At 58.9% G+C, this 19,400-nt stretch carries 23 protein-coding genes, 1 other RNA gene and 1 riboswitch; of the genes, 11 read left to right on the forward strand and 13 right to left on the reverse strand.

All coding sequences use genetic code 11. The features are described 5' to 3' along the window. On the forward strand, window positions 1–197 hold a 197-nt coding region (locus tag AC2FFD_RS20735), incomplete at its 5' end, for a hypothetical protein (RefSeq protein ID WP_496874043.1). Here AC2FFD_RS20735 and pdxR read toward each other — a convergent pair. Continuing rightward, window positions 194–1,654, reverse strand: a complete 1,461-nt coding sequence (pdxR, locus tag AC2FFD_RS20740) for a MocR-like pyridoxine biosynthesis transcription factor PdxR (RefSeq protein WP_257599392.1) — start codon at window positions 1,652–1,654, stop codon at window positions 194–196. The genes AC2FFD_RS20735 and pdxR overlap by 4 nt on opposite strands. A gap of 133 nt (window positions 1,655–1,787) precedes the next feature. On the opposite strand from pdxR, the gene AC2FFD_RS20745 reads away from it, so the two are divergent. Further along, on the forward strand, window positions 1,788–2,096 hold the full coding sequence (locus AC2FFD_RS20745) for an ArsR/SmtB family transcription factor (protein WP_170347301.1): 309 nt from the start codon (window positions 1,788–1,790) through the stop codon (window positions 2,094–2,096). Further along, window positions 2,089–3,120 carry a permease gene (locus AC2FFD_RS20750; RefSeq protein ID WP_496874023.1) on the forward strand — a complete coding sequence of 344 codons (1,032 nt, stop codon included), beginning with the start codon at window positions 2,089–2,091 and terminating at the stop codon, window positions 3,118–3,120. The genes AC2FFD_RS20745 and AC2FFD_RS20750 overlap by 8 nt, the downstream gene beginning before the upstream one ends. Before the next feature lie 56 nt (window positions 3,121–3,176). Here the strand turns inward: AC2FFD_RS20750 and AC2FFD_RS20755 are convergent, their stop codons facing one another. Further along, the gene (locus tag AC2FFD_RS20755) at window positions 3,177–3,566 is read right to left on the reverse strand and encodes a hypothetical protein (RefSeq protein ID WP_170347299.1); all 390 of its coding nucleotides are present in this window, start codon (window positions 3,564–3,566) and stop codon (window positions 3,177–3,179) included. 51 nt (window positions 3,567–3,617) lie between these two features. Then, the gene (locus AC2FFD_RS20760) at window positions 3,618–4,376 is read right to left on the reverse strand and encodes a DUF1013 domain-containing protein (protein WP_257599389.1); all 759 of its coding nucleotides are present in this window, start codon (window positions 4,374–4,376) and stop codon (window positions 3,618–3,620) included. A gap of 131 nt (window positions 4,377–4,507) precedes the next feature. Between AC2FFD_RS20760 and AC2FFD_RS20765 the strand changes: the two genes are divergently transcribed. Next, window positions 4,508–5,149, forward strand: a complete 642-nt coding sequence (locus tag AC2FFD_RS20765) for a ribonuclease T2 family protein (RefSeq protein ID WP_496874024.1) — start codon at window positions 4,508–4,510, stop codon at window positions 5,147–5,149. Here the strand turns inward: AC2FFD_RS20765 and AC2FFD_RS20770 are convergent. The 5 genes from AC2FFD_RS20770 to AC2FFD_RS20790 all read right to left on the reverse strand — a co-directional run bounded on the left by AC2FFD_RS20770 (window position 5,146) and on the right by AC2FFD_RS20790 (window position 9,416). Beyond that, window positions 5,146–5,634 carry a hypothetical protein gene (locus AC2FFD_RS20770; RefSeq protein ID WP_496874025.1) on the reverse strand — a complete coding sequence of 163 codons (489 nt, stop codon included), beginning with the start codon at window positions 5,632–5,634 and terminating at the stop codon, window positions 5,146–5,148. The genes AC2FFD_RS20765 and AC2FFD_RS20770 overlap by 4 nt on opposite strands. Before the next feature lie 86 nt (window positions 5,635–5,720). Then, a complete protein-coding gene (locus AC2FFD_RS20775; protein WP_496874026.1) occupies window positions 5,721–6,065 on the reverse strand; it encodes a hypothetical protein in 345 nt (114 codons plus the stop codon). Between the two features lie 155 nt (window positions 6,066–6,220). Continuing rightward, window positions 6,221–6,814, reverse strand: a complete 594-nt coding sequence (gene recR, locus AC2FFD_RS20780; RefSeq protein ID WP_496874027.1) for a recombination mediator RecR — start codon at window positions 6,812–6,814, stop codon at window positions 6,221–6,223. A gap of 61 nt (window positions 6,815–6,875) precedes the next feature. Continuing rightward, window positions 6,876–7,229, reverse strand: a complete 354-nt coding sequence (locus AC2FFD_RS20785; RefSeq protein WP_170347293.1) for a YbaB/EbfC family nucleoid-associated protein — start codon at window positions 7,227–7,229, stop codon at window positions 6,876–6,878. Between the two features lie 420 nt (window positions 7,230–7,649). Then, on the reverse strand, window positions 7,650–9,416 hold the full coding sequence (locus tag AC2FFD_RS20790) for a DNA polymerase III subunit gamma/tau (RefSeq protein ID WP_496874028.1): 1,767 nt from the start codon (window positions 9,414–9,416) through the stop codon (window positions 7,650–7,652). Window positions 9,417–9,587: 171 nt separating this feature from the next. On the opposite strand from AC2FFD_RS20790, the gene AC2FFD_RS20795 reads away from it, so the two are divergent. Then, a complete protein-coding gene (locus tag AC2FFD_RS20795; RefSeq protein WP_170347291.1) occupies window positions 9,588–10,100 on the forward strand; it encodes a protein-tyrosine phosphatase family protein in 513 nt (170 codons plus the stop codon). Here AC2FFD_RS20795 and AC2FFD_RS20800 read toward each other — a convergent pair. After that, window positions 10,092–10,499: a hypothetical protein gene (locus AC2FFD_RS20800; protein WP_496874029.1), complete on the reverse strand. Its 408-nt coding sequence runs from the start codon at window positions 10,497–10,499 to the stop codon at window positions 10,092–10,094. The two genes, AC2FFD_RS20795 and AC2FFD_RS20800, sit on opposite strands and share 9 nt — an antisense overlap. 91 nt (window positions 10,500–10,590) lie before the next feature. Further along, window positions 10,591–10,812: riboswitch (cobalamin riboswitch) on the reverse strand. A gap of 70 nt (window positions 10,813–10,882) precedes the next feature. Here AC2FFD_RS20800 and AC2FFD_RS20805 point away from each other — a divergent pair. After that, the gene (locus tag AC2FFD_RS20805; protein ID WP_480486545.1) at window positions 10,883–11,803 is read left to right on the forward strand and encodes an alpha/beta hydrolase family protein; all 921 of its coding nucleotides are present in this window, start codon (window positions 10,883–10,885) and stop codon (window positions 11,801–11,803) included. A 39-nt stretch (window positions 11,804–11,842) separates the two neighbouring features. Here the strand turns inward: AC2FFD_RS20805 and rsgA are convergent, their stop codons facing one another. From rsgA to AC2FFD_RS20820, 3 genes are all read right to left on the reverse strand, one after another. Then, entirely contained in the window at window positions 11,843–12,868 is a 1,026-nt protein-coding gene (gene rsgA / locus AC2FFD_RS20810) for a ribosome small subunit-dependent GTPase A (RefSeq protein WP_496874030.1), read from the reverse strand. Between the two features lie 168 nt (window positions 12,869–13,036). Further along, window positions 13,037–13,135, reverse strand: an RNA gene (gene ffs, locus AC2FFD_RS20815) — signal recognition particle sRNA small type. A 39-nt stretch (window positions 13,136–13,174) separates the two neighbouring features. Then, a complete protein-coding gene (locus AC2FFD_RS20820; RefSeq protein ID WP_496874031.1) occupies window positions 13,175–15,043 on the reverse strand; it encodes a bifunctional 2',3'-cyclic-nucleotide 2'-phosphodiesterase/3'-nucleotidase in 1,869 nt (622 codons plus the stop codon). 182 nt (window positions 15,044–15,225) lie between these two features. On the opposite strand from AC2FFD_RS20820, the gene nudC reads away from it, so the two are divergent. From nudC to AC2FFD_RS20840, 4 genes are read left to right on the forward strand one after another with little or no spacing between them, the layout of a single operon-like run. Continuing rightward, a complete protein-coding gene (gene nudC, locus AC2FFD_RS20825; protein ID WP_496874032.1) occupies window positions 15,226–16,209 on the forward strand; it encodes an NAD(+) diphosphatase in 984 nt (327 codons plus the stop codon). A 37-nt stretch (window positions 16,210–16,246) separates the two neighbouring features. Continuing rightward, window positions 16,247–16,717: an SRPBCC family protein gene (locus tag AC2FFD_RS20830; RefSeq protein WP_425080270.1), complete on the forward strand. Its 471-nt coding sequence runs from the start codon at window positions 16,247–16,249 to the stop codon at window positions 16,715–16,717. A 24-nt stretch (window positions 16,718–16,741) separates the two neighbouring features. Then, window positions 16,742–17,209: a GNAT family N-acetyltransferase gene (locus tag AC2FFD_RS20835; protein ID WP_496874033.1), complete on the forward strand. Its 468-nt coding sequence runs from the start codon at window positions 16,742–16,744 to the stop codon at window positions 17,207–17,209. Between the two features lie 24 nt (window positions 17,210–17,233). After that, entirely contained in the window at window positions 17,234–17,776 is a 543-nt protein-coding gene (locus AC2FFD_RS20840; RefSeq protein ID WP_170347285.1) for a chloramphenicol phosphotransferase CPT family protein, read from the forward strand. 4 nt (window positions 17,777–17,780) lie between these two features. Here the strand turns inward: AC2FFD_RS20840 and AC2FFD_RS20845 are convergent, their stop codons facing one another. Further along, window positions 17,781–18,614 (reverse strand): prephenate dehydratase, encoded by an 834-nt coding sequence (locus tag AC2FFD_RS20845; RefSeq protein ID WP_170347284.1) that lies wholly within the window; start codon window positions 18,612–18,614, stop codon window positions 17,781–17,783. A 120-nt stretch (window positions 18,615–18,734) separates the two neighbouring features. Here AC2FFD_RS20845 and AC2FFD_RS20850 point away from each other — a divergent pair, with 120 nt between their 5' ends. Then, window positions 18,735–19,247, forward strand: a complete 513-nt coding sequence (locus tag AC2FFD_RS20850) for a c-type cytochrome (protein WP_170347303.1) — start codon at window positions 18,735–18,737, stop codon at window positions 19,245–19,247. Window positions 19,248–19,400 lie beyond the last annotated feature (153 nt).

Consider the following 19,400-nt stretch of genomic DNA (forward strand, 5'->3'; position numbering starts at 1 on the left):
CCGAACGCATGCTCGATCCCGTGCATCTGCAAAACCTTAACAAACGCCTCTTCCGTCGTCATCTTCATGTGGGTGCTCTCCAAACAAGAGTGAGTGAAACCGGGCACTGTGCCCGGCGTTTGATATGGTTTTGGCGCAAGGGTGCGACCTGCGTTAGGGCCAAAACGAAAGCCGGATTAGGTCCAGATGAGGCTTAAACGGCCCGAATTGCATCTGCGATCAGTTTCACGCCGGGCGAGATACGGTCAGTTGGAATTGAAGAGTAGCCAAGTCGATAGAAATTCTGTGGCCTGTCCGGTCCCGAGAAGAACGGTGCGCCGGGCTCAATGTGAACACCCTGGTTTTGCAGTCTTAATGCCAGTTGAGTTGTGTCGACATGCTCAGGGGCTGACATCCACATTGAAGAGCCGCCGATCACACCCCGCCCAGCCACGGTCAGCCCACTTTCCGCGATGGCTTTGTCCATCGCGTCGCGCCGCTCCTGCAAGGCCTTCGACATACGCCGAATTTGCGCGTCGTAGTGGCCCAACGACAGGAAATACGCCGCCGTGCGTTGAATGTGGCCTGGTGGGTGGCGCAGGACCAATGAGCGCAGCGCACGTGCCTCGCGGATAAAAGGTTCCGAGCCGACCATGTACCCGAGTCGCAGCCCTGGAAACAGCGACTTGGAAAAACTACCGACATAGATCACGCGGCCATCCCGGTCCATGGATTTCAGCGCCGGCGAAGGCGCACCCCGAAAGGCCATCTCAAACTCGTAATCATCCTCGACGACCATCGCGTCGAGTTCGCGTGCCCGATCCAGCAATTGGTTGCGGCGGTCGATCGGCATCGTCGCGGTCGTCGGGCTTTGATGGCTGGGGGTGGTAAAGATGACGTCCGCTTCGTCGGGAATCGCCTCGGGAGGCAGACCGTCCCGGTCCACGCTCAAGGGTGTGACCGCGCAGTCCCAATGGTTCAGAAGGCTGCGCAGCGCATAGTAACATGGGTCTTCTATGACGGCCGTGCGATTGTGGGTCAGCAAAATGCGCGATGCCAGCCAGAGCGCGTTTTGTGCGCCCAGAGTGATCAAGATCTCTTCGGGGCGGGCCGCGATGCCACGGCGTGGTAGAGTGTGACGGGCAATAAACTCGATCAACAACGGATCATCCAGATCCACGTAATCTCCGGTCAGTGAATCGAAATCTTTATGCCCCAGCGCGCGGACGGCGCATAACCTCCAATTGGCGTGGTCAAACAAGGTTCGGTCAGCCTGCCCGTAGATGAACGGGTAACGGTACTCTCGCCAGTCGCTGGGTTTTGGCAGAACGTCGCTGTCCAGAAAGCGGCGTGCCAGTGCCTTGTCCCAGTCGACGGATTCGGTGCCGCGCTGGACAGGTGAATACTTGGGGGGGACAGGTGCGTTTTGCGATACGTAGTACCCGGACCGCCCCTTGGCCGTCAGGTAGTCATTGGCCAACAGTTCGGTGTAGGCCAATGTCACCGTTATTCGGCTGACCCCCAGATGCGCGGCCAGTTTGCGTGACGAAGGGAGTTTTTCTCCGACGTGAAAGCGACCCGACAAGATGCCTTCGGCAATCATCTGCTGGATCTGGGCCTGCAATGTGCCCTGACCATTGAGTTCAAGAAAGAATGTATCGACCGAAATCCCCATGCCTGCTTATAGGGTGGACTTAAGGGCGGGGCAATCTGGACTTACATCGCAGTCACGAATTTTTGTCAGCAGGGTTGACCGAAGATCCCCTTCGAGCTAAATAACTAAAAATCTAGTTTAGTGGAGATAATGGATGTGGGAAGCTGCTGCTGCGGGGTTTTCTGCCATGGGCTCTGAAGCCCGGCTGAAAGTCCTGAAGACGCTGGTCCGGGCTGGCAAAGCCGGATTGACCGTTGGCGAGATACAGGACCGGACAGGGATTGCCCCTTCGACACTGGCCCATCACCTGCGGTTTCTTGCGGCCGGTGGTGTGGTCGAACAGGAAAAGGTCGGTCGCACCACGATCAACCGCGCCAGTTACGACGAATTGAGAAATCTTGCGCAATTCATTCTCAGCGAGTGTTGCGCCGACGAAGTTGGAAAGGCTGCGAACGATGGCTGAGTTGACACAGAACCCGCGCATGACTGCCAAAGGGGTACTGGACCTGATCAAGACGCCCTGGACGCTGATCGTCGTCATTCTTGCGGCGGTGGCAATCCTGGATCCCGGAAACTTGACCGGGGTGGTGACATTCGCAGCCAAGGCTCTGGCGCATACAGGGCAATATATTCTGTTTGCAGTGCTTCTGCTGTCTTACCTCAAGGCGACCGGCGCAGAGGTGATGGTGGCGCGTGCCTTTGAAGGGCGCGAAACCCGGATGATCTTTCTGGCTGCCTTGTTCGGTGGTCTTGCACCGTTCTGTTCTTGCGAGGTTATCCCCTTTATCGCGGGTCTTCTGGCCCTTGGTGCGCCGTTGTCCGCAGTCATGGCGTTCTGGCTCAGCTCACCCTTGATCGATCCGCCGACGCTTTTGATTACCGCCGGTGCGCTGGGATGGCCCTTTGCCATCGGCAAGGCTGTCGCTGCGGTTGCGCTTGGCCTGTTCGGTGGGTTCGCGGTTCGGTTGCTGATGCGCAAAGGTGCGTTTGCCCAGCCTTTGCGCGAATACAAGCCCGCCGGATGCTGCGGGTGTGGTCCGAAAATGGACGACAAACCTGTCTGGAAATTCTGGCAGGAGCCCGAGCGCCGCGTCCGGTTCCGTTCGGAATTCATGCACAACGGTCTGTTCCTGTTGAAATGGCTAGCGCTGGCTTATGTGCTTGAGGCTCTGCTGGTTAACTATGTGCCTGCCGACCTGATCGCCGGCGTGGTTGGCGGAGAAGGCGTGCTGCCAATCGTCGTTGCTGCGCTGGTGGGTATGCCGGCATACCTGAACTCGTACGTGGCACCGCCTTTGCTGGCAGGGTTGATGGAGCAAGGTATGACGGCGGGTGCTGCCATGTCGTTCATGGTTGCCGGTGCTGTCAGTTCCATCCCGGCGATGGCCGCGGTCTGGTCATTGGTCAAACCACGCGTCTTTGCAGCCTATCTGACCCTGGGCGTCGGTGGCGCAATCGTTGCTGGTATCATCTTTCAATTGGTATGAACGCAAAAGCCGCCCGGTGTCAGCATCGGGCGGCTTTGTTCTTTCGGTTCCGTCGATCAACTGCCGTCGCAGAGACGCGGCAATTTGAACCGGTATCGGGCTTCTCCGCTTTCGACATATACGCGCTTTTCGATACAGGCCGTCGTGCCCACTGTCTGCGAAATCTGCGCATCCGTGGACGTAATCGATGTAGCGGAACCATCCGGCAAGCGGACCGATGCCACGACGCCGTTTTTCAGATCTCCGTTCACCGGAGTTGCAGACAGTACCGGGACGGTCAGGAACGCCTCATGCTCGTGTTCGCCTTCATCCCCCAGCAGGAACAATGTCGTGACGATGGCAATCATGACAACGCCGCCGGCCAGACCAAGCCCCCACGTTTTCAGAAAGGCATAAATCGTGACGGCGCGATGCGGGCCAAATACCGCGGATAGAACATTCAGCATGGCAAGTCCGTGAAAAAAGCCCCAGCCGAAATGGCCGAGGCTGTTTGCGTGTTATGTGCGAGGATCTTCTTCTTCGTCATCCGCCCCACCCTTGGGCAGGTTGAAGAAGCTGTCTGCGTCAAGGATCGGCTCGTCTTCTTTCTCGTCCGACGGCTCGTCGGACAGCGAGAAGGTTTCCAGACCTTCAATTGCGGTCGGGATCTTCGGCGCTGCGTCCATTTCCAGCGACTGCTCGGTCGACACCAGCTTGCGACGTTCGTCATCGCTCATCACGCCGCCTTCAGCCGCTTTCTTGGCCGCCGCTTTCTGCACGGCGGTGTCCAGTTCGGACTGTTTGCACAGACCCAGAGCAACAGGATCAATCGGCTGCATGTTGGCGATGTTCCAGTGCGTGCGTTCGCGGATCGACTGGATTGTGGGCTTGGTGGTGCCTACCAGCTTGGCTATCTGGCCGTCGCTGAGTTCCGGATGGAACTTGACCAGCCACAGGATCGAGTTCGGACGGTCCTGACGCTTGGACAAAGGCGTATAGCGCGGACCACGACGCTTTTCCTCGCCAGCGGCCGACGGGTTGAACTTGAGCTTCAGCTTGTGAAGCGGGTTGTTCTGCGCCGCGTCGATCTCTTCCTGGGTCAGCTGGTTGTTGGCGATCGGGTCAAAGCCCTTGACGCCGGCGGCGACGTCGCCATCAGCGATACCCTGCACTTCCAACTCGTGCATTCCTACGAAATCCGCGATCTGCTTGAAGCTGATCGTGGTGTTGTCCACCAGCCATACGGCGGTTGCCTTGGCCATAAGCGGTTTTGCCATCAGCCCGTCTCCTATACATACATCTGTCCCGTCGCCGGAATTCGGCGGCCCCTTGGTTTTTGGGGCAGGTTTCCGTTGTCGGGGAACTTGGCCCGTATATAGTCGCGCAAAGGCAAGAAGGGAAGAGGCGAATGCGCCAAGGGATTATGGGGCTGGTTTTGTGGGTCTTAAGTGCGATGGCTGCGCTGGCCGAGGGCGAAAAGGCGGGCGAGTTCGACTACTACGTTCTGTCGCTCAGCTGGTCGCCCAACTGGTGTGCGCGCGAAGGTGATGCGCGCGGATCGGATCAGTGTGATGATCGGCATGATCACGGTTGGATACTGCACGGGCTTTGGCCACAGTTCCATCAGGGCTGGCCGTCCTACTGCCGTACCCCCGCAAGCCCACCTTCGCGACGCATGACGCGGGAAATGGAGGATATTCAGGGCAGTTCCGGCCTTGCTTGGCATCAATGGAAGAAACACGGCACATGTTCGGGATTGTCGGCATCCGACTACTTTGCCTTGTCCCGGCGGGCTTATGAAGCGGTCAAGCGCCCTCAGGTGTTCCGCAAGCTGGATTCGTCCGTCAAACTGCCGGCTTCGGTGGTCGAGGAGGCATTCCTGAAGGCCAACCCGGAATTGGAGCGCGACATGATCACGATCACCTGCAAACAGGGCTATATCGAAGAGGTCCGCTTGTGCCTGTCCCGTGATCTTGCGCCCGTCCCCTGTGGGCGTGACGTCATCCGCGACTGTACGGCCAAGGACGCGCTTTTTGATCCGATTCGTTAAAGCTTTTTGTTCTGACAGTCCCGCGCATACTCGAGCGCTTTGGACGTTCCCTTGAGGTCGATGGCCATCACCACCTCACCTGCGGGGTTGTAGACGGTCATCGTTTTGTTCTGAGCAATAGCGTTCACAAAGCTCCGATCGGTGAAAAACACGGTCGCGCCCGGCACGTCGCGCTGGTTGAAGCCGATGGCAGTGGCATCATAGCTTTTGCCGTCCAGATCAAACCGGATCGGGTAGCTCTCACCCTGCTTAATGTCGCCCCAAGCCTTGTTGTAGACAGCGAAGTACCCGCGATTGTCCAATGCGTCATAGCCCAGTCGCACGACTGAGAGATCCTGATACACCGTCTGGATCAGGCACCCGTTGCCAAGTGCGGGGTCCATCATGATGTTCCAGCCTTCGACGTAGCCTTTGTCGATCAGCTCTTTTGAAAGGGCGGCGGTTGCGGTGAAGGCGGCGAAGGTAAGGGCTAGAAGGCGGGTCATAGCACATCCACAAATCAGACAATCTATTAATGTCATTGTAAATTGTCGTAGAAGTTAGACAATCTGTTAATTTCCAAGGGGCTGTGTCAGGTCTCGTCGCCGTTGGAACAAATCTCAAGTCTCAGGTTAACAATTGCCTGGTTTGGAACGTCTTCTGAATTCAGCGACCCTCCAACAGCTAACCATTCGGAGTATTCAGGGTTAATGCAATCAACGTATAGAACGCCGAAAAAATCGCCATACTTACCTTCACCGCGAACATAGACGTGCCTGTCTGTTTGTTCATCATATCTTTTGTCTTCCGGAATAGCGCTCCACCATTGTTTGTATGGCGGCGGTAGATCGTGGGTGTCTTCGTATAAGTAGAGAGTTTCAGCGGCAATGGGCGAGGAGAAAGCAGCAACAATTGCAACAAACGCTAAGTGTTTCATCGTGTTTGATAATCCGTCAAATTAACAGAAAGCAACTCATCCAATAACTATACCGCTGTCAAGGTGGGTACCGCGATATTTGAGCGAGCGCTGTGCGCTGTGCAGGCGACGACTGACGCAAAAGCCGCGCGAACAAAAAGAACTAGGAAATAGAACTACAGTTCCTTCCGCGCCCGCAGCGCGGCCGTGATCGTCCCGTCGTCCAGATAATCCAGTTCTCCGCCAATCGGCACACCCTGCGCCAGTGACGTCAGGCGGACCTGCCCCTCAAGCTGATCGGCGATGTAGTGGGCGGTGGTCTGGCCATCGACGGTGGCGTTCAGCGCCAGGATGACCTCGGTAATCCCTTCGGCCACAACCCGGTCCTTGAGGCGGGGAATGCGCAACTCGTCGGGGCCGACCCCATCCAGCGCCGACAGCGTGCCGCCCAGAACGTGGTAGCGGCCTTTGAAGACCCCGGCGCGCTCCATCGCCCACAGATCGGCCACGTCTTCGACCACGCACAGCTCTCCGGTCGCGCGGTCCTCGCTGTTGCAGATATCGCAGATGTCAGTGGTGCCCACGTTGCCGCAATTCAGGCATTCGCGGGCGGTGATCGCGACCTGCTGCATGGCATCAGACAGGGGCGTCAGCAGCAGGGCACGTTTGCGGATCAGATGCAGAACGGCGCGGCGGGCCGAGCGGGGGCCGAGGCCGGGCAGCTTGGCCATCAGGTCGATCAGGTTGTCGATGTCGCTGTTCGAACTCATGGCCAATCCTGTCTTGCGCCGGAGGGAGCCTCCGGCGGGAGTATTTTGGAAAAGATGAAGATCAGAACGGCAGCTTGATGTCTGCGGGCAAGCCCATGCTTTCTGTCAGCTTGGCCATTTCTTCCTGCGAACGTTCGGCTGCCTTGGTCTGGGCATCCTTGATGGCCGCCAGGATCAGGTCTTCGACCACTTCCTTGTCATCGCCGTTGAAGATGGACGGGTCGATATCCAGACCTTTGAGTTCACCCTTGGCTGTCGCCGTTGCCTTGACAAGGCCTGCACCGGATTCGCCGACAACCATCATGTTGTTCAGCTCTTCCTGCATCTCGGTCATCTTGGTTTGCAGGTCTTGCGCGGATTTCATCATCTTGGCCATGTCGCCCAGACCGCCAAGCCCGCCGAGTCCTTTCAGCATAGTATTCTCCTGTGTCTCCGTTTGCGCTCTAGATACGGGCAGCAGCCACATGGCACAAGGGTTCTCCCGCCGGTGGGTGGCTCAACCGTTCCGTCCGGCATGTTGACCGGCGCAGGCGCCAGCAGGAACCTACCGCCCATCTGCGACGCCAGATTTGCCAGCAGGCCCGACAAGCGCAGATCGTCCTTGGCGCGCATTTGGTCTGCAACCGAGAGTGATTGAATGGGGCACAGAAACTCGGGGCGGGGTTCGAATGGCCAGGGAGCACCCGGATCAGAGTTGTCACGGGTCACCTTCCGCTGGCCGATGTCGCAACAAACGATCTGAGACATGCAGGCAGAGGGGATATGCGCACAAGTCCCTGCCTCACATCAAGGGTGGATGTGTTCGATTGAAACCGGGGGGAAGGGCGGCGCGGGGTCAATCTTCCTCGAACGGGTCCCACTCGTCTTCCACCTCGGGAAGCGCTTCGGTCTCGACCTTGGCGGCGCGTTGTTCCGGCGTCTCGATACTGGTGATTCTCGCCTTGGGGAATTGCGCCAGCACAGCCTGAACCAAAGGGTGTTGTTCGGCCTCGGATTTCAGCGCCAGCTCGGCTTCGTCCCGTATTTCTGCAATTGTGGGGGCTTCTCCGTCCGAGACGATCGAGACCGCCCACCGGTTTCCTGTCCAGCGTTGCAAGGCAGAGCCCAGCCGTGGAGCCAGATCCGCCGGTGCCTGGGCGGCTGGTGTGAATTCGATTCGTCCGGGTTGATAGGACACGAGGCGCACGCCGTTTTCCACCTCGACCAGCAGCTTCACGTCGCGATTGGTCCGGATCAGTTCGACCACGTGGTCGAAGGTCGGGTACCGCGCAAGGGCCGTTTGGGTATCCTGCGCCAGGGCTGCAACCGGCGCACCACCGGCACCGCGAGAGGGCGATGCGAAGGCAGGCGGATGGGCCGCGCCAGCCGGCGCCGGACCGGCGGCGCCCGGTCGGGATATCGAAACGCCGCCATTGGGCCCGCCCGGCGGCAGTGGCGGGGTATCCTGCAATCGCTTGATCAGTTCTTCGGGGCTGGGCAAATCAGCCACATGAGTCAGGCGGATAACGGCCATTTCAGCGGCCATCATGGCGTTGGGGGCAGCCGAGACTTCCTCGAGTGCCTTCAGCAGCATTTGCCACATCCGGGTCAGGACCCGCATCGGCAGAGCCTCGGCCATCTGTTGGCCCCGGGTCCGTTCGTCCGGAGAAACCGTCGGGTCCTGCGCCGCGTCAGGCGTGATCTTCACGACGGACACCCAATGCGTGATCTCGGCCAGATCGCGCAGCACCGCCAGCGGGTCCGCGCCTTCGGCGTATTGGCCGCTCAACTCGGTAAGTGCTCCGGCGGCATCGCCGCGCAGGATCATATCCATAAGGTCCAGAACCCGGCCACGGTCTGCCAGTCCAAGCATTGCACGAACCTGATCGGCGGTCGTCTCGCCAGCCCCGTGTGAAATCGCCTGATCCAGCAACGAGGTCGCATCCCGGGCCGATCCTTCCGCTGCTCGGGTGATCAGCGCCAGCGCGTCTTCGGCGATCCGGGCGTTTTCCGATTCGGCGATCTTGCGCAGAAGGCCAATCATGTCTTCGGGTTCAATCCGGCGCAGGTCGAACCGCTGGCAGCGGGAAAGCACAGTGACAGGCACTTTGCGGATTTCAGTGGTCGCGAAGATGAACTTCACATGCGCGGGCGGTTCTTCCAACGTCTTGAGCAGCGCGTTGAAGGCGCTGGTCGAGAGCATGTGGACCTCGTCGATGATATAAATCTTGTAACGCGCGCTGGCGGCGCGATAGCGCACGCTGTCGATGATCTCGCGGATATCGTTGACGCCTGTGCGGCTGGCGGCGTCCATCTCCATCACGTCGACATGGCGGCCTTCCATGATGGCGACACAATGTTCGCACTGACCGCAGGGTTCGGTTGTGGGGCCGCCGGTTCCGTCCGGACCGATGCAATTCATGCCCTTAGCGATGATCCTCGCGGTCGTGGTTTTGCCGGTGCCACGAATGCCAGTCATGATGAAGGCCTGCGCGATCCGATCGGCCGCGAACGCGTTTTTCAGGGTGCGCACCATGGCATCCTGACCCACCAGATCGGCAAAGGTTTCCGGGCGATATTTGCGGGCGAGAACCTGATAGGCGGGGCTGGAGCTGTCTGTCATGTCTTCTCGTTGGGATTCGGGGCTTGGGCACAGCGTAGTGGCCACCGTTGCCCGCGTCCACAGCGTGGTGTGATGATTTTTGTTTTAGAAACGAGTCGCTTTCGCACTAAACTGCGTTAGCAGATTTAATGGCTCATTTTTGTAAAGAGTTCTTTGGGGAGGACACGTTTCATGTCGCAGTTGGTGATCTACGCCCTGCAAGTCGGTGGCGGAACGCTGGCACTGACCTCGATGCCCGGACGTGGCGGGGATTATTTCAGCGATCTGGATATGATCGCAGGCTGGCAGCCGGGGCTTGTTGTATCGATGACAACGGATGTCGAGATGCTTCAGGATGGGGCGAAGGATTTCGGCAGCGACATTCAAAGCCGCGCCAGCAGATGGGTTCACCTGCCGATCGAAGATTTCGGAGCGCCGACACAAGCGATTGATGACGCGTGGCCGTCCGTCAGCGCCGCAGCCCGACACGCGCTGTCAGGAGGAGGTCGCGTTTTGGTGCATTGCCGTGGGGGCTGTGGCAGGTCAGGTATGGTTGTTCTGCGGCTGATGATTGAATGCGGCGAACGCGCGGACACAGCGCTGGAACGATTGCGGGCGGTGCGCCCCTGCGCCGTCGAAACGGATGCGCAACTGGCCTGGGCCTCGCAGCGTGCGCAGGCACAGGTCAGTCTGGACTCAGATTGAAATCTGCGCGGGCGCGCAAACAGGTTTTCGCGGCCGGATCGTGGAAACTTCGATCATCGCGCAGGGTGGGGTTTGCACGACGCCGGATGGCATCGCACTGACCGTGTTTCGGAAGATCAGGTCGGCATAACCGTTCAGCGGCTCAATTGCGGCTTCGGGCTGCGTGCCGCAAAAGACACGAATGCTGTCTGATTGCGCGCGGAAAATTGCATGACATCCTTCGGTGCAATGTGACAGCTCGCTGCTGCCCTCAATCTCGAAATCATCACTTGTGGCCGAGGTCGCCTGGGTCATGGCTTCGGATATCGAGCGCGCCAGCCGCGCCAAAGCGGGGCAGGTTTTGCCCGTCCGCTGACATACTGTTGCACTGAATTCATGCGTTTTTGTCTTCCAGATCATCCTGCGCCCTCCGCGCGTGGTGGACAGGATATTTGGGACAGGTGGGACAGCGTGATGCCGTCAGGACCTGCCCGGACACCCCGTCCGAGTTTCGGTTTCGTTTCCGATGGCAGGTCTCCTGACTTGCGGGTCATCGCTTTGCCGACCTTCCCAGCCTTTGGGGCCAGTGGTGTTTTGGCATCGCTTACCGTTTACAGTTGCGGGGGCAGTCGCGGATTTGGTTGTTGCCTGCATGACCAGACATTACCGCACCGTGTTCCCTTTTCATCCCGACCCCTTGTGGAGGCCGGAAACCATCACACAACCGCTAGCGTTTGAGTACGCATCGAGTCAAGCCGATCTTTTGGCCGGACGCTTGGTCATGCTGGATACGATGTAGGTTCATGCATAATGTCGAGGGTGTCGAGGTTCGGAAACCGGATTTACCAAGCGAAAAGCAAGAGATCATGTTGGATACAGAGCAAACGGTATTGACCGAGGAGTTTCGCTTTCCTTCCGGGCAGAAAACACTGTCCGCCCGATTGTATAGCCCGCTGACTTCGCCCGAAATCGTCGTCGTGCTGAACAGTGCAACGGGTGTGCCGCGTGATTATTACCGTCATTTCGCACGATGGCTTGCCGCTGAGAAGGGTATGGCCTGCCTGACCTATGACTATCGCGATTATGGGCATTCCTTGACCGGCCGCCTGAAAGACTCGCGTGCGACCATGGCGGATTGGGCCTTGATCGACATGCCCGCGGCACGGGCGGAAATGCGTCGGCGATACCCGAATGCGAAACACTGGACCATCGGCCATTCCGTCGGCGCGATGTTGGGGCCTGTGCAACCGGATATCGATCTGATTGACCGGATGATCTGTGTGTGTTCGGGGCTTGTGACCCTAAGCGACCATCCGTGGCCCTATCGGGGTTTGGCGGGGTTGTTCTGGTACGGCCATGCTCCGCTTTTGGCCCGAGCCCTTGGCTACCTTCCCGGAAAGGCGATCGGGTTTGGCTCGGACCTGCCGGCATCGGTCTATTGGCAGTGGCGCAAATGGTGTACCGCGCCTTTGAATTATGTGCCTGAAATCGGGCATGAGTTACCTGCGGCGCAGTGGAAGGATTCTGGAACGCCCGTGGATTTGCTCACCTTCGAGGACGACCAGATGGTGCCGCCGGAAGCGGTTTGGCGGCTTGCGGAACTATACGGCCCCGATGCCAACCGTCACCTGCTGAGCCCCGCCGATTTCGGGTTGCCTGAGGTTGGACACATCGGAGCATTTGCCCGGCGCAACGCAGCGGTTTGGCCGCGACTGATCGCCTGACCAGACGCGGCGCAGGACGGGCCGGGCACCGTCCTGCCATCACCGGTTACGAAGCTTCTTTTCCTTCATGACGCCACGGACCATCTTGCCGAACGCTTTGTCCCGCGCCCGGGACTGCGCGACAGTTTCTGAGTTGCGCTGATCTTCGCGCCGAAGCTTGCGCCACCGGTCCAATCGAGCCGGGTCAAGCGTGCCGTGGCTGATCGCCTTTTGCACGGCACATCCGGGCTCGGAGTTGTGCTGGCAATCCGAAAAACGGCAGTCCCGGCTCAACGCGGCAAGGTCCGAGAAAACGTCGTCGATCCCGTCCTGAGCGTCCAGCAGGCGCAACGCGCGCATACCGGGTGTATCGATCAACCAGCCGCCGTTGCGCATCCGGTGCAGTGCCCGAGCGGTCGTCGTGTGCCGGCCCCGCGCGTCATCCTCGCGAATGTCCGAGGTGGCGAGATCCTGACCGGTCATGGTATTGGCAAGCGTCGTCTTGCCAACGCCCGACGAGCCAACCAGCGCTCCGGTCTGGCTTTTGGGGCACCAGGACAGAACCTTTTCAACCTCTGCCGGGTCCAGCGCGTTGATCGCCAGAACCGTCAGGAACGGGTCCAATGATTGTACCTGTCCCGAGAAACTGTCAGGGTCCGCCGATTTGTCGGCCTTCGTCAGAACGACGACCGGGTAACACCCGGCCTGATGCGCAAGCGCCAGATATCGTTCCAGCCGGGGCAGATTGAAATCGGCATTGCAGGAACTGACGATGATCAGCACATCGACATTGGCTGCGATCAGTTGCGTCGCGGCACCTGTTCCGGCGGCGCGCCGGTGCAGCAGGCTGCGCCGGTCGAGCAAATGGCGCACGCGTTTGTCGTCGTCGGTGAGAACCCAGTCGCCAACGGCATAGGTGCCGGTTGACTGATCAAGGGTCAGCAACGGGACTTCACCATCCGGGTTCAGCCCGATCAGGCGGTCCCGATGAACGGAAGTGATGCGAAAAGGTGTGCAGGAAGGATAAGCCGCGTGTTGCGCAGCAAAGTGAGAGGACCATCCCAGGTCCGAAAGTGTAAGAAACATTGGTCTGCCTGTCGTCAGAAACAGCACTCCCGACGGATGGCAATCGCTCATCCCCGGGTCATGTGTTCAGGCAGTCAGTTGATACCGTGAGGTCAGAACCGTGCTGCCCGAAGGGTCTTTGCTACAATCATAAAGCCCTCCTGCGGCCAAGGTTCATTAAGGTTCATAAAGTGAGAGGTTGGACATCGACCCAAGCGGGGCTCGTTGTGGCTGCTTCCTTCCGGACCTGACCAGGTTGGCGAGGCGCTCGCCCGCGCCAACCTCTCGACTCTGGATATAGGGAAGGCTTCGGCAAAAGACAACCCGTCAGAGCGTCAGGCGAATGCGCGCAAAACCCTGTTTGTCAGGTTCCAGAATCTTGGGGGCGAACCTGTTCAATTCGTCGACATATTTCAAAGCACCGGGCCCTGTCCGAAGAATGGTCTTCATCCCCGATTTCGGCATCAGCGAGAACGGATAAGGTTGCCGGGCCAATGGGTCGGGTGGCAGGCGGTGCGTCATGTAATCCCGCAAAATGTCCCGGATATCCAGCGGGGGCAGATCTATGGCAGGGGCCGATGACACATGCGGGAAATGTCCGCCTCCGCTTGCGCGATAATTATCGAGCGCAACGACAAATGTCTGATCCGGCCGCACGGCTTGGCCCGCGCAAGTCAGATGATGCACTCGCCTGTGGCCGGGATGGATCATTTGCCCCCCGACATCGTAACGCGCCTGTTGCGACGGGTCGATCTGATAGGACAGGCCAAAGATGACATCGAAATTGTATCCCGCCCGATCCCGGTCGAACAGTTCTGCCTCGGCATCGGGGAATTGTTGGTTGAATGCACTGGCTGACATCTCCAACCATTCCAGCAGCTGCGCGCCCGTGATCTGAACCGCGCGCAACTCGTTGGGAAAGACATGCAGGTCCGCCACGTGACGCAGACAGATTTCACCGGGCGGCACGTCCGTGTAGTGCCTGGGGCCAGAGCGTCCGCCGCATTTGGCTGGTGACGCGGCTGACAACAGCGGCAGCTCTGCAAGCGGGGTGCCGTGTAAAAAAGGGCGCAACGCGGCTGCTTGTGCGGCGGCAACAAGCGTCAATCCACGATCCGGCGCACAGAAGCTGAAATAGCTGTGCAATGTCTCCGAGACGTGCGCAACGGGCGCTGCCATGTCCTGACGGGTCTGCTGATGTGCGTGTTCAACCAGATTCGCGATTGCCAAATCTTCGCCAATCGCGGTGCCGTCCACCGAAACCGGGCGCAATTCGGCGTGGCTGTCAACAACACGCAGCCCCGACTGGGGCTGTAGGGTAACGGCCAGATCGATTACTCCAAGATATGCGCCTGCCGAGCCGGGCATGACAACCGGCGTTCCATGCACCAGCCCTTTCACGTAATCCACATTCGGGGTTTGCGCGCCGGTGCGTGCGGGAAGGGTCAGGTGAGTGTGCCCGGCGACCACAGCGTCGATGCCCTCGATCGCGGCCAGGGGAATAACGGCATTTTCAGTGTCGGTCGCTGTGTCCGGGTGTCCAAGCCCGGAATGGGCGAGCGCCACGATCAGATCGCACCCCTTTACGCGCAAAAGACGCGTCAGGGACCGGGCCGCGACAACGATGTCGTCCGCCTCTACGGTTTCGTTCAGATTGTGTTCTTCCCAACGTGTTGTTTGCGGTGGCAGAACCGAAAACACGCCGACGCGAATGGGTACATCCTTGTTTCCCACCGACACGATACGGTCGAGGATCGCAAAACGCTGCCATGATTGTCGTTCTCCGGACCGATGAAGATTGCCGCACAGAACCGGGCACGGGGCTTGCGCAAGGGTCTTGTCCAATGTCGGCAGCCCGAACCCGAAATCATGATTGCCCAGACCAATCGCATCATAGTCCAGCGCCTTGAATGCCTGCATCATCGGGTGTGGCGTGTCGTTCCGAACGGCCCATTCGCCCATCGGCGTTCCCTGGAGCGAATCCCCGTTGTCGAACATCAGTACCAGCGCGTCTGTGGCCTCGTGTCGGGCCTTGCGGATCAGGCTGGCGGTGCGAGTCAACCCAAGCGTTGGGTCTGGTGTGTCCGCGTAATAGTCAAAACCGGTCAGATGCATGTGCAGGTCGGAGGTGGCAAGAATACGAATACGCCCACGGTCTTTTGTGGGGTGAGCCTGCGTCGTTGGGTTTTGCTTCACTTTTGTTGTTCTGCTTTTGAATGTGGCAATGGGCTAAAATCATCAAAACGCAGTCTAGATGATTTTTCCGAGGCTGCCATGCGGCTTTTCGGCGGCGCGTCTGTGCGTTTTGCGTCTTGAATTGCCATTGCAACAGGGCCTGAGACATGGCAGCCCTGTGCGCAAGACCAGAAGGAATTCCAATGAAAAAAGCAGAGCAGGTGACTTTCGGCGGCTCGGGCCTGAATCGGGCAGCACATCTTCGTGGGGATTCCGAGAAGCTGTCCGAGATGGCGCGCAACCCTGCCGCGCGATGCATATTGTTGTGGCGAGGCAAGCTTTTGGTCGTGGGCGCGGCGCTGGATCAGCTTGCCCTGACGCAGATGACCCACCCGCTGGTCAGCGATGGCCCCGGCGGCGTAATCGAAGCACCGGTTTTTCTGGGCCTGAGTGCCGAGGGCGCTCCCCTGTTTGCCGCGGATATCTCGGCCTGGGCGGCAGAGGGATTGGATCTGACCGGCCTGGGAGAGTTCGTGGACAGATCCGAACAGCAGCATCCTGATTTGCCCCAAGGACATGTCTTTGCCGAGCTTCGCCGGATCATGGCGCGATTGTCGCCCCGTGATGCCGAACTGGCCGCATCGGCCAAGGCGGTTGTCGGTTGGCACGAAACACATCGCTTCTGTGCCCGCTGCGGCGCAGCCAGTGATGTGTCGCAAGGGGGGTGGCAGCGCAGTTGCCCGTCTTGCGGCGGGCAGCATTTTCCGCGCACGGATCCGGTTGTGATCATGTTGATTACGCATGGAGACAGTGTGCTTATAGGGCGATCTCCGGGGTGGCCCGAGGGGATGTTTTCCTTGCTGGCAGGATTTGTCGAACCCGGCGAAACGCTGGAAGCGGCGGTGCGCCGCGAGGTGATGGAAGAGGCAGGCGTACCTGTTGGCGAGGTGTCTTACCTGTCCAGCCAGCCCTGGCCTTTCCCGGCATCCCTGATGTTCGGATGCGCCGGCGAGGCCCTGTCGCGCGACATCGTGATCGATCCGGTCGAGATCGAAGAGGCGATGTGGGTCAGCAAATCCGAAATGATGCAGGCATTTGCCGGCGAACATCCCCGGTTGTTGCCGGCGCGCAAGGGGGCTATCGCTCATTTTCTGCTTCAGAACTGGCTTGCGGATACGCTGGACTGAGGAAAAACTGGTGAAGCCATAAACAGCAAAGGTCACTATGCAGTTTTCAGCGCGGGAAGATATCGAAGCCCCTATCAATTCGGTATTCGACATGGTGTCGGATTTCGAGAGGTTCGAGCGTATGGCGATGCGTCGTGGCATCGATGTGCGGCGTCTGGACACTGATGCAATGGTGATTGCTGGCACCGAATGGAAAACGGAATTCAGGTTGCGTGGAAAGCCGCGTCAGATGTCGGTGGTGATGACGGACTATGACAAGCCGTCGCAAATGCGGTTCGAGGCGGCCAGCAAAGGGATGACCGGCCTGACGACAGTGGATTTTCTGGCCCTGTCCCCGCGTCGGACACGCCTGAGCGTTGAGATGTCCTTGGCCGCAAAATCCTTGCCCGCGCGGTTGCTGTTGCAGTCCATGAAGCTTGGACAGTCAAAGTTCCGCAAGCAATTCCAGCTGCGGTTCAGCGAGTTTGCGCGTGAACTGGAGCAGCGCCATTTCCACAGCGGGCAGTAAGACCCGGCGGAGGATGCTTTGAACATGTACGACCCTAGAGATGTGCGGGAAAGCGACGCAGACGGTCTAGCTGACGTACTGAGCGAGATATTCAAAGCAGGAAAACGTTTGACCGCAGGCAGCAAGGACTTTGTTCACGAGCGCTATATTCACGACCCCCAACGTATCAGGTGCACGGTCGCAGTTGATCCGGACGGTCGAATTCTGGGCTTTCAATCCCTGAAGGAGGCAGAGAAAGACAACCTGTACGGAACACCTGTTGGATGGGGCGTAATCGGAACGCATATCCGTCCGTCTGCTGCGCGGATGGGAATTGGTCGAAAGCTGTTTGCCTGCTCACTGGAAGCCGCTCGAGCGCATGGTTTGCCAGCCATCGACGCAACGATTGGCAAGGACAACGCCGAAGGTCTGGCCTATTACGAGGCGATGGGTTTCAGGGCATACAGGCATGCCCCCGGTGAGATATCCAAGGTATTCAGACTGGATGCCTAGCGGTTCGGAAGCTGTGGAGGACGGATGGCGAGCATAATCTTCCTGCACGGGGCGTCGAGCAGCGGAAAGAGCACGATTGCGCGGGCATTGCAGCAGAGTATCAAGGAGCCGTTCTGGCATATCTCGATTGATCATCTGCGCGATTCCGGTGTTCTGCCTACGGCCGGGTACAAAAACGGAGCGTTTGACTGGAAGGCAGACCGCGCAAAGGTTTTTGACGGGTTTCATGCATCACTGGCCGCCTATGCGGATGCGGGTAACAACCTGATAATAGAACATATCCTGGACACCCCGAAATGGGCTGATGATCTGAGATCGCTGTTGGCTCAGCACGACATCCTGTTCGTGGCGGTTCATTGCCCGCTGGCCCTGTTGGTTGAGCGCGAGCGCCTTCGGGGCGACCGCGAACTGGGCAGCGCTGCGCGCGACCATTCCTTGATTCACGACGGCAGGGTTTACGACATCGAGATCGACTCGGCCGAAGGTGTCGAGGCAAATGTTCAATCGATACTTCAGGCGTGGCGCGGTGATACGCGCCGATCCGAGTTTGGCAGGAATGCCGAATGATGTCTCAGCCGCGCGGATGGGCCGCTGGGTAGACGCCAAGAATCTCGACATTGGTCGTGAAATGTTCCAGCTCGTCCATGGCCAGCTGCACGTTGCGGTCTTCGGGATGTCCAACGATGTCCGCATAAAACTGCGTTGCCGTGAAGGACCCGTCGACCATATAGCTTTCCAGCTTGGTCATGTTGATCCCGTTCGTGGCAAAGCCACCCATTGCCTTGTAAAGCGCGGCCGGGATGTTGCGGACCTGAAACACGAAGCTGGTGATCATTTCATACTCACCCCGACGAGACAGATCCGCCTCTCGTGACATGACAAGGAAACGGGTCGTGTTGTCGTCATTGTCCTCGATATGGCGGGCCAGCACGTTCAGGTCGTAGATTTCAGCCGCAAGTTCGCTGGCCAGAGCGGCGGAATGCAAATCCCCGATTTCGGCCACTTCACGCGCAGCGCGGGCATTGTCGGGACTGACACGGCCGCGAATACCGTGTTCTTTCAGGAAGCCGGAACACTGCGGCAGCAGCACCAGATGTGAATGCGCTTCGGTGATGTCCTCCAGCTTGGCGCCGGGTACACCAAGAAGGTTGATGTGAACACGCACGAACGCTTCATCGATGATATGAAGCCCGCTATGCGGCAGCAGCCGGTGAATGTCGGCAACCCGACCATAGGTCGTGTTTTCGACCGGCAGCATCGCCAGATCGGCCGCGCCCGAGCGAACTGATTCGATCACGTCCTCGAATGTGCGGCAGGGCAGGGCCTCCATTTCGGGGCGTGCGTTGCGGCAGGCCTCGTGACTGTAGGCGCCGGGTTCGCCCTGAAAAGCAATGCGATTGGTCATTTGGTCGATTCCATGCAACAAGTTCGCGATTTGGTCGTTTCGTCGCGGTGTCTATACCTTGCCTCTCGCAAGTGGAAGCCTTAGACACCTGCCCAGACAGCTGAAATGGACACGCGATCAATGTTCGACACGATGACAGTTACCAAGGCCGCCGCAGGCCTGTTCGGCACTTTCCTGGTGCTGCTTCTGGCCAAATGGGGGGCGGACATCCTCTATGCTTCCGGTGGCCATGGCTCGGCTGAGGCCGCCTACATTATCGAAACCGAAAGCTCGGGCGAAAGCGCCGACGGCGAAGAGGTGGTCTTCGAAGATCTGCTGGCCGCCGCTGACGTCGAGAAGGGCGCGAAAGTATTCCGCAAGTGCACCGCGTGCCACAAGCTGGAAGACGGCGCGAATGGCACCGGCCCTTATCTGTACGGCGTTGTTGATCGCCCGGTCGCTTCGGCAAAAGGTTTCACCGGTTATTCAGCCGCTATGCAGGCGCATGGTGGAAACTGGACGCCCGAAGCGCTGGATGCGTTCCTGACCAAGCCCAGCAGCTATATCTCGGGCACTTCGATGAGCTTTGCCGGCTTGAAAAAACCGCAGGACCGCGCAGACGTGATTGCCTATCTGCAAACAATCGGCAACTGATTGCCTGACAGGCCAGACAAGTTGAGAGCCGCTGCCCCGCGCAGCGGCTTTTTTTATCTGAAGGGAACTTCACAAAGCGCACACGCATTCTAAACTTGAAACTGTCAGCGTTGGCACTTTAGCTAGCGTATGCGACAAAAAAGATGACAATGA

Source organism: Ruegeria sp. YTSC002 (assembly GCF_059609845.1).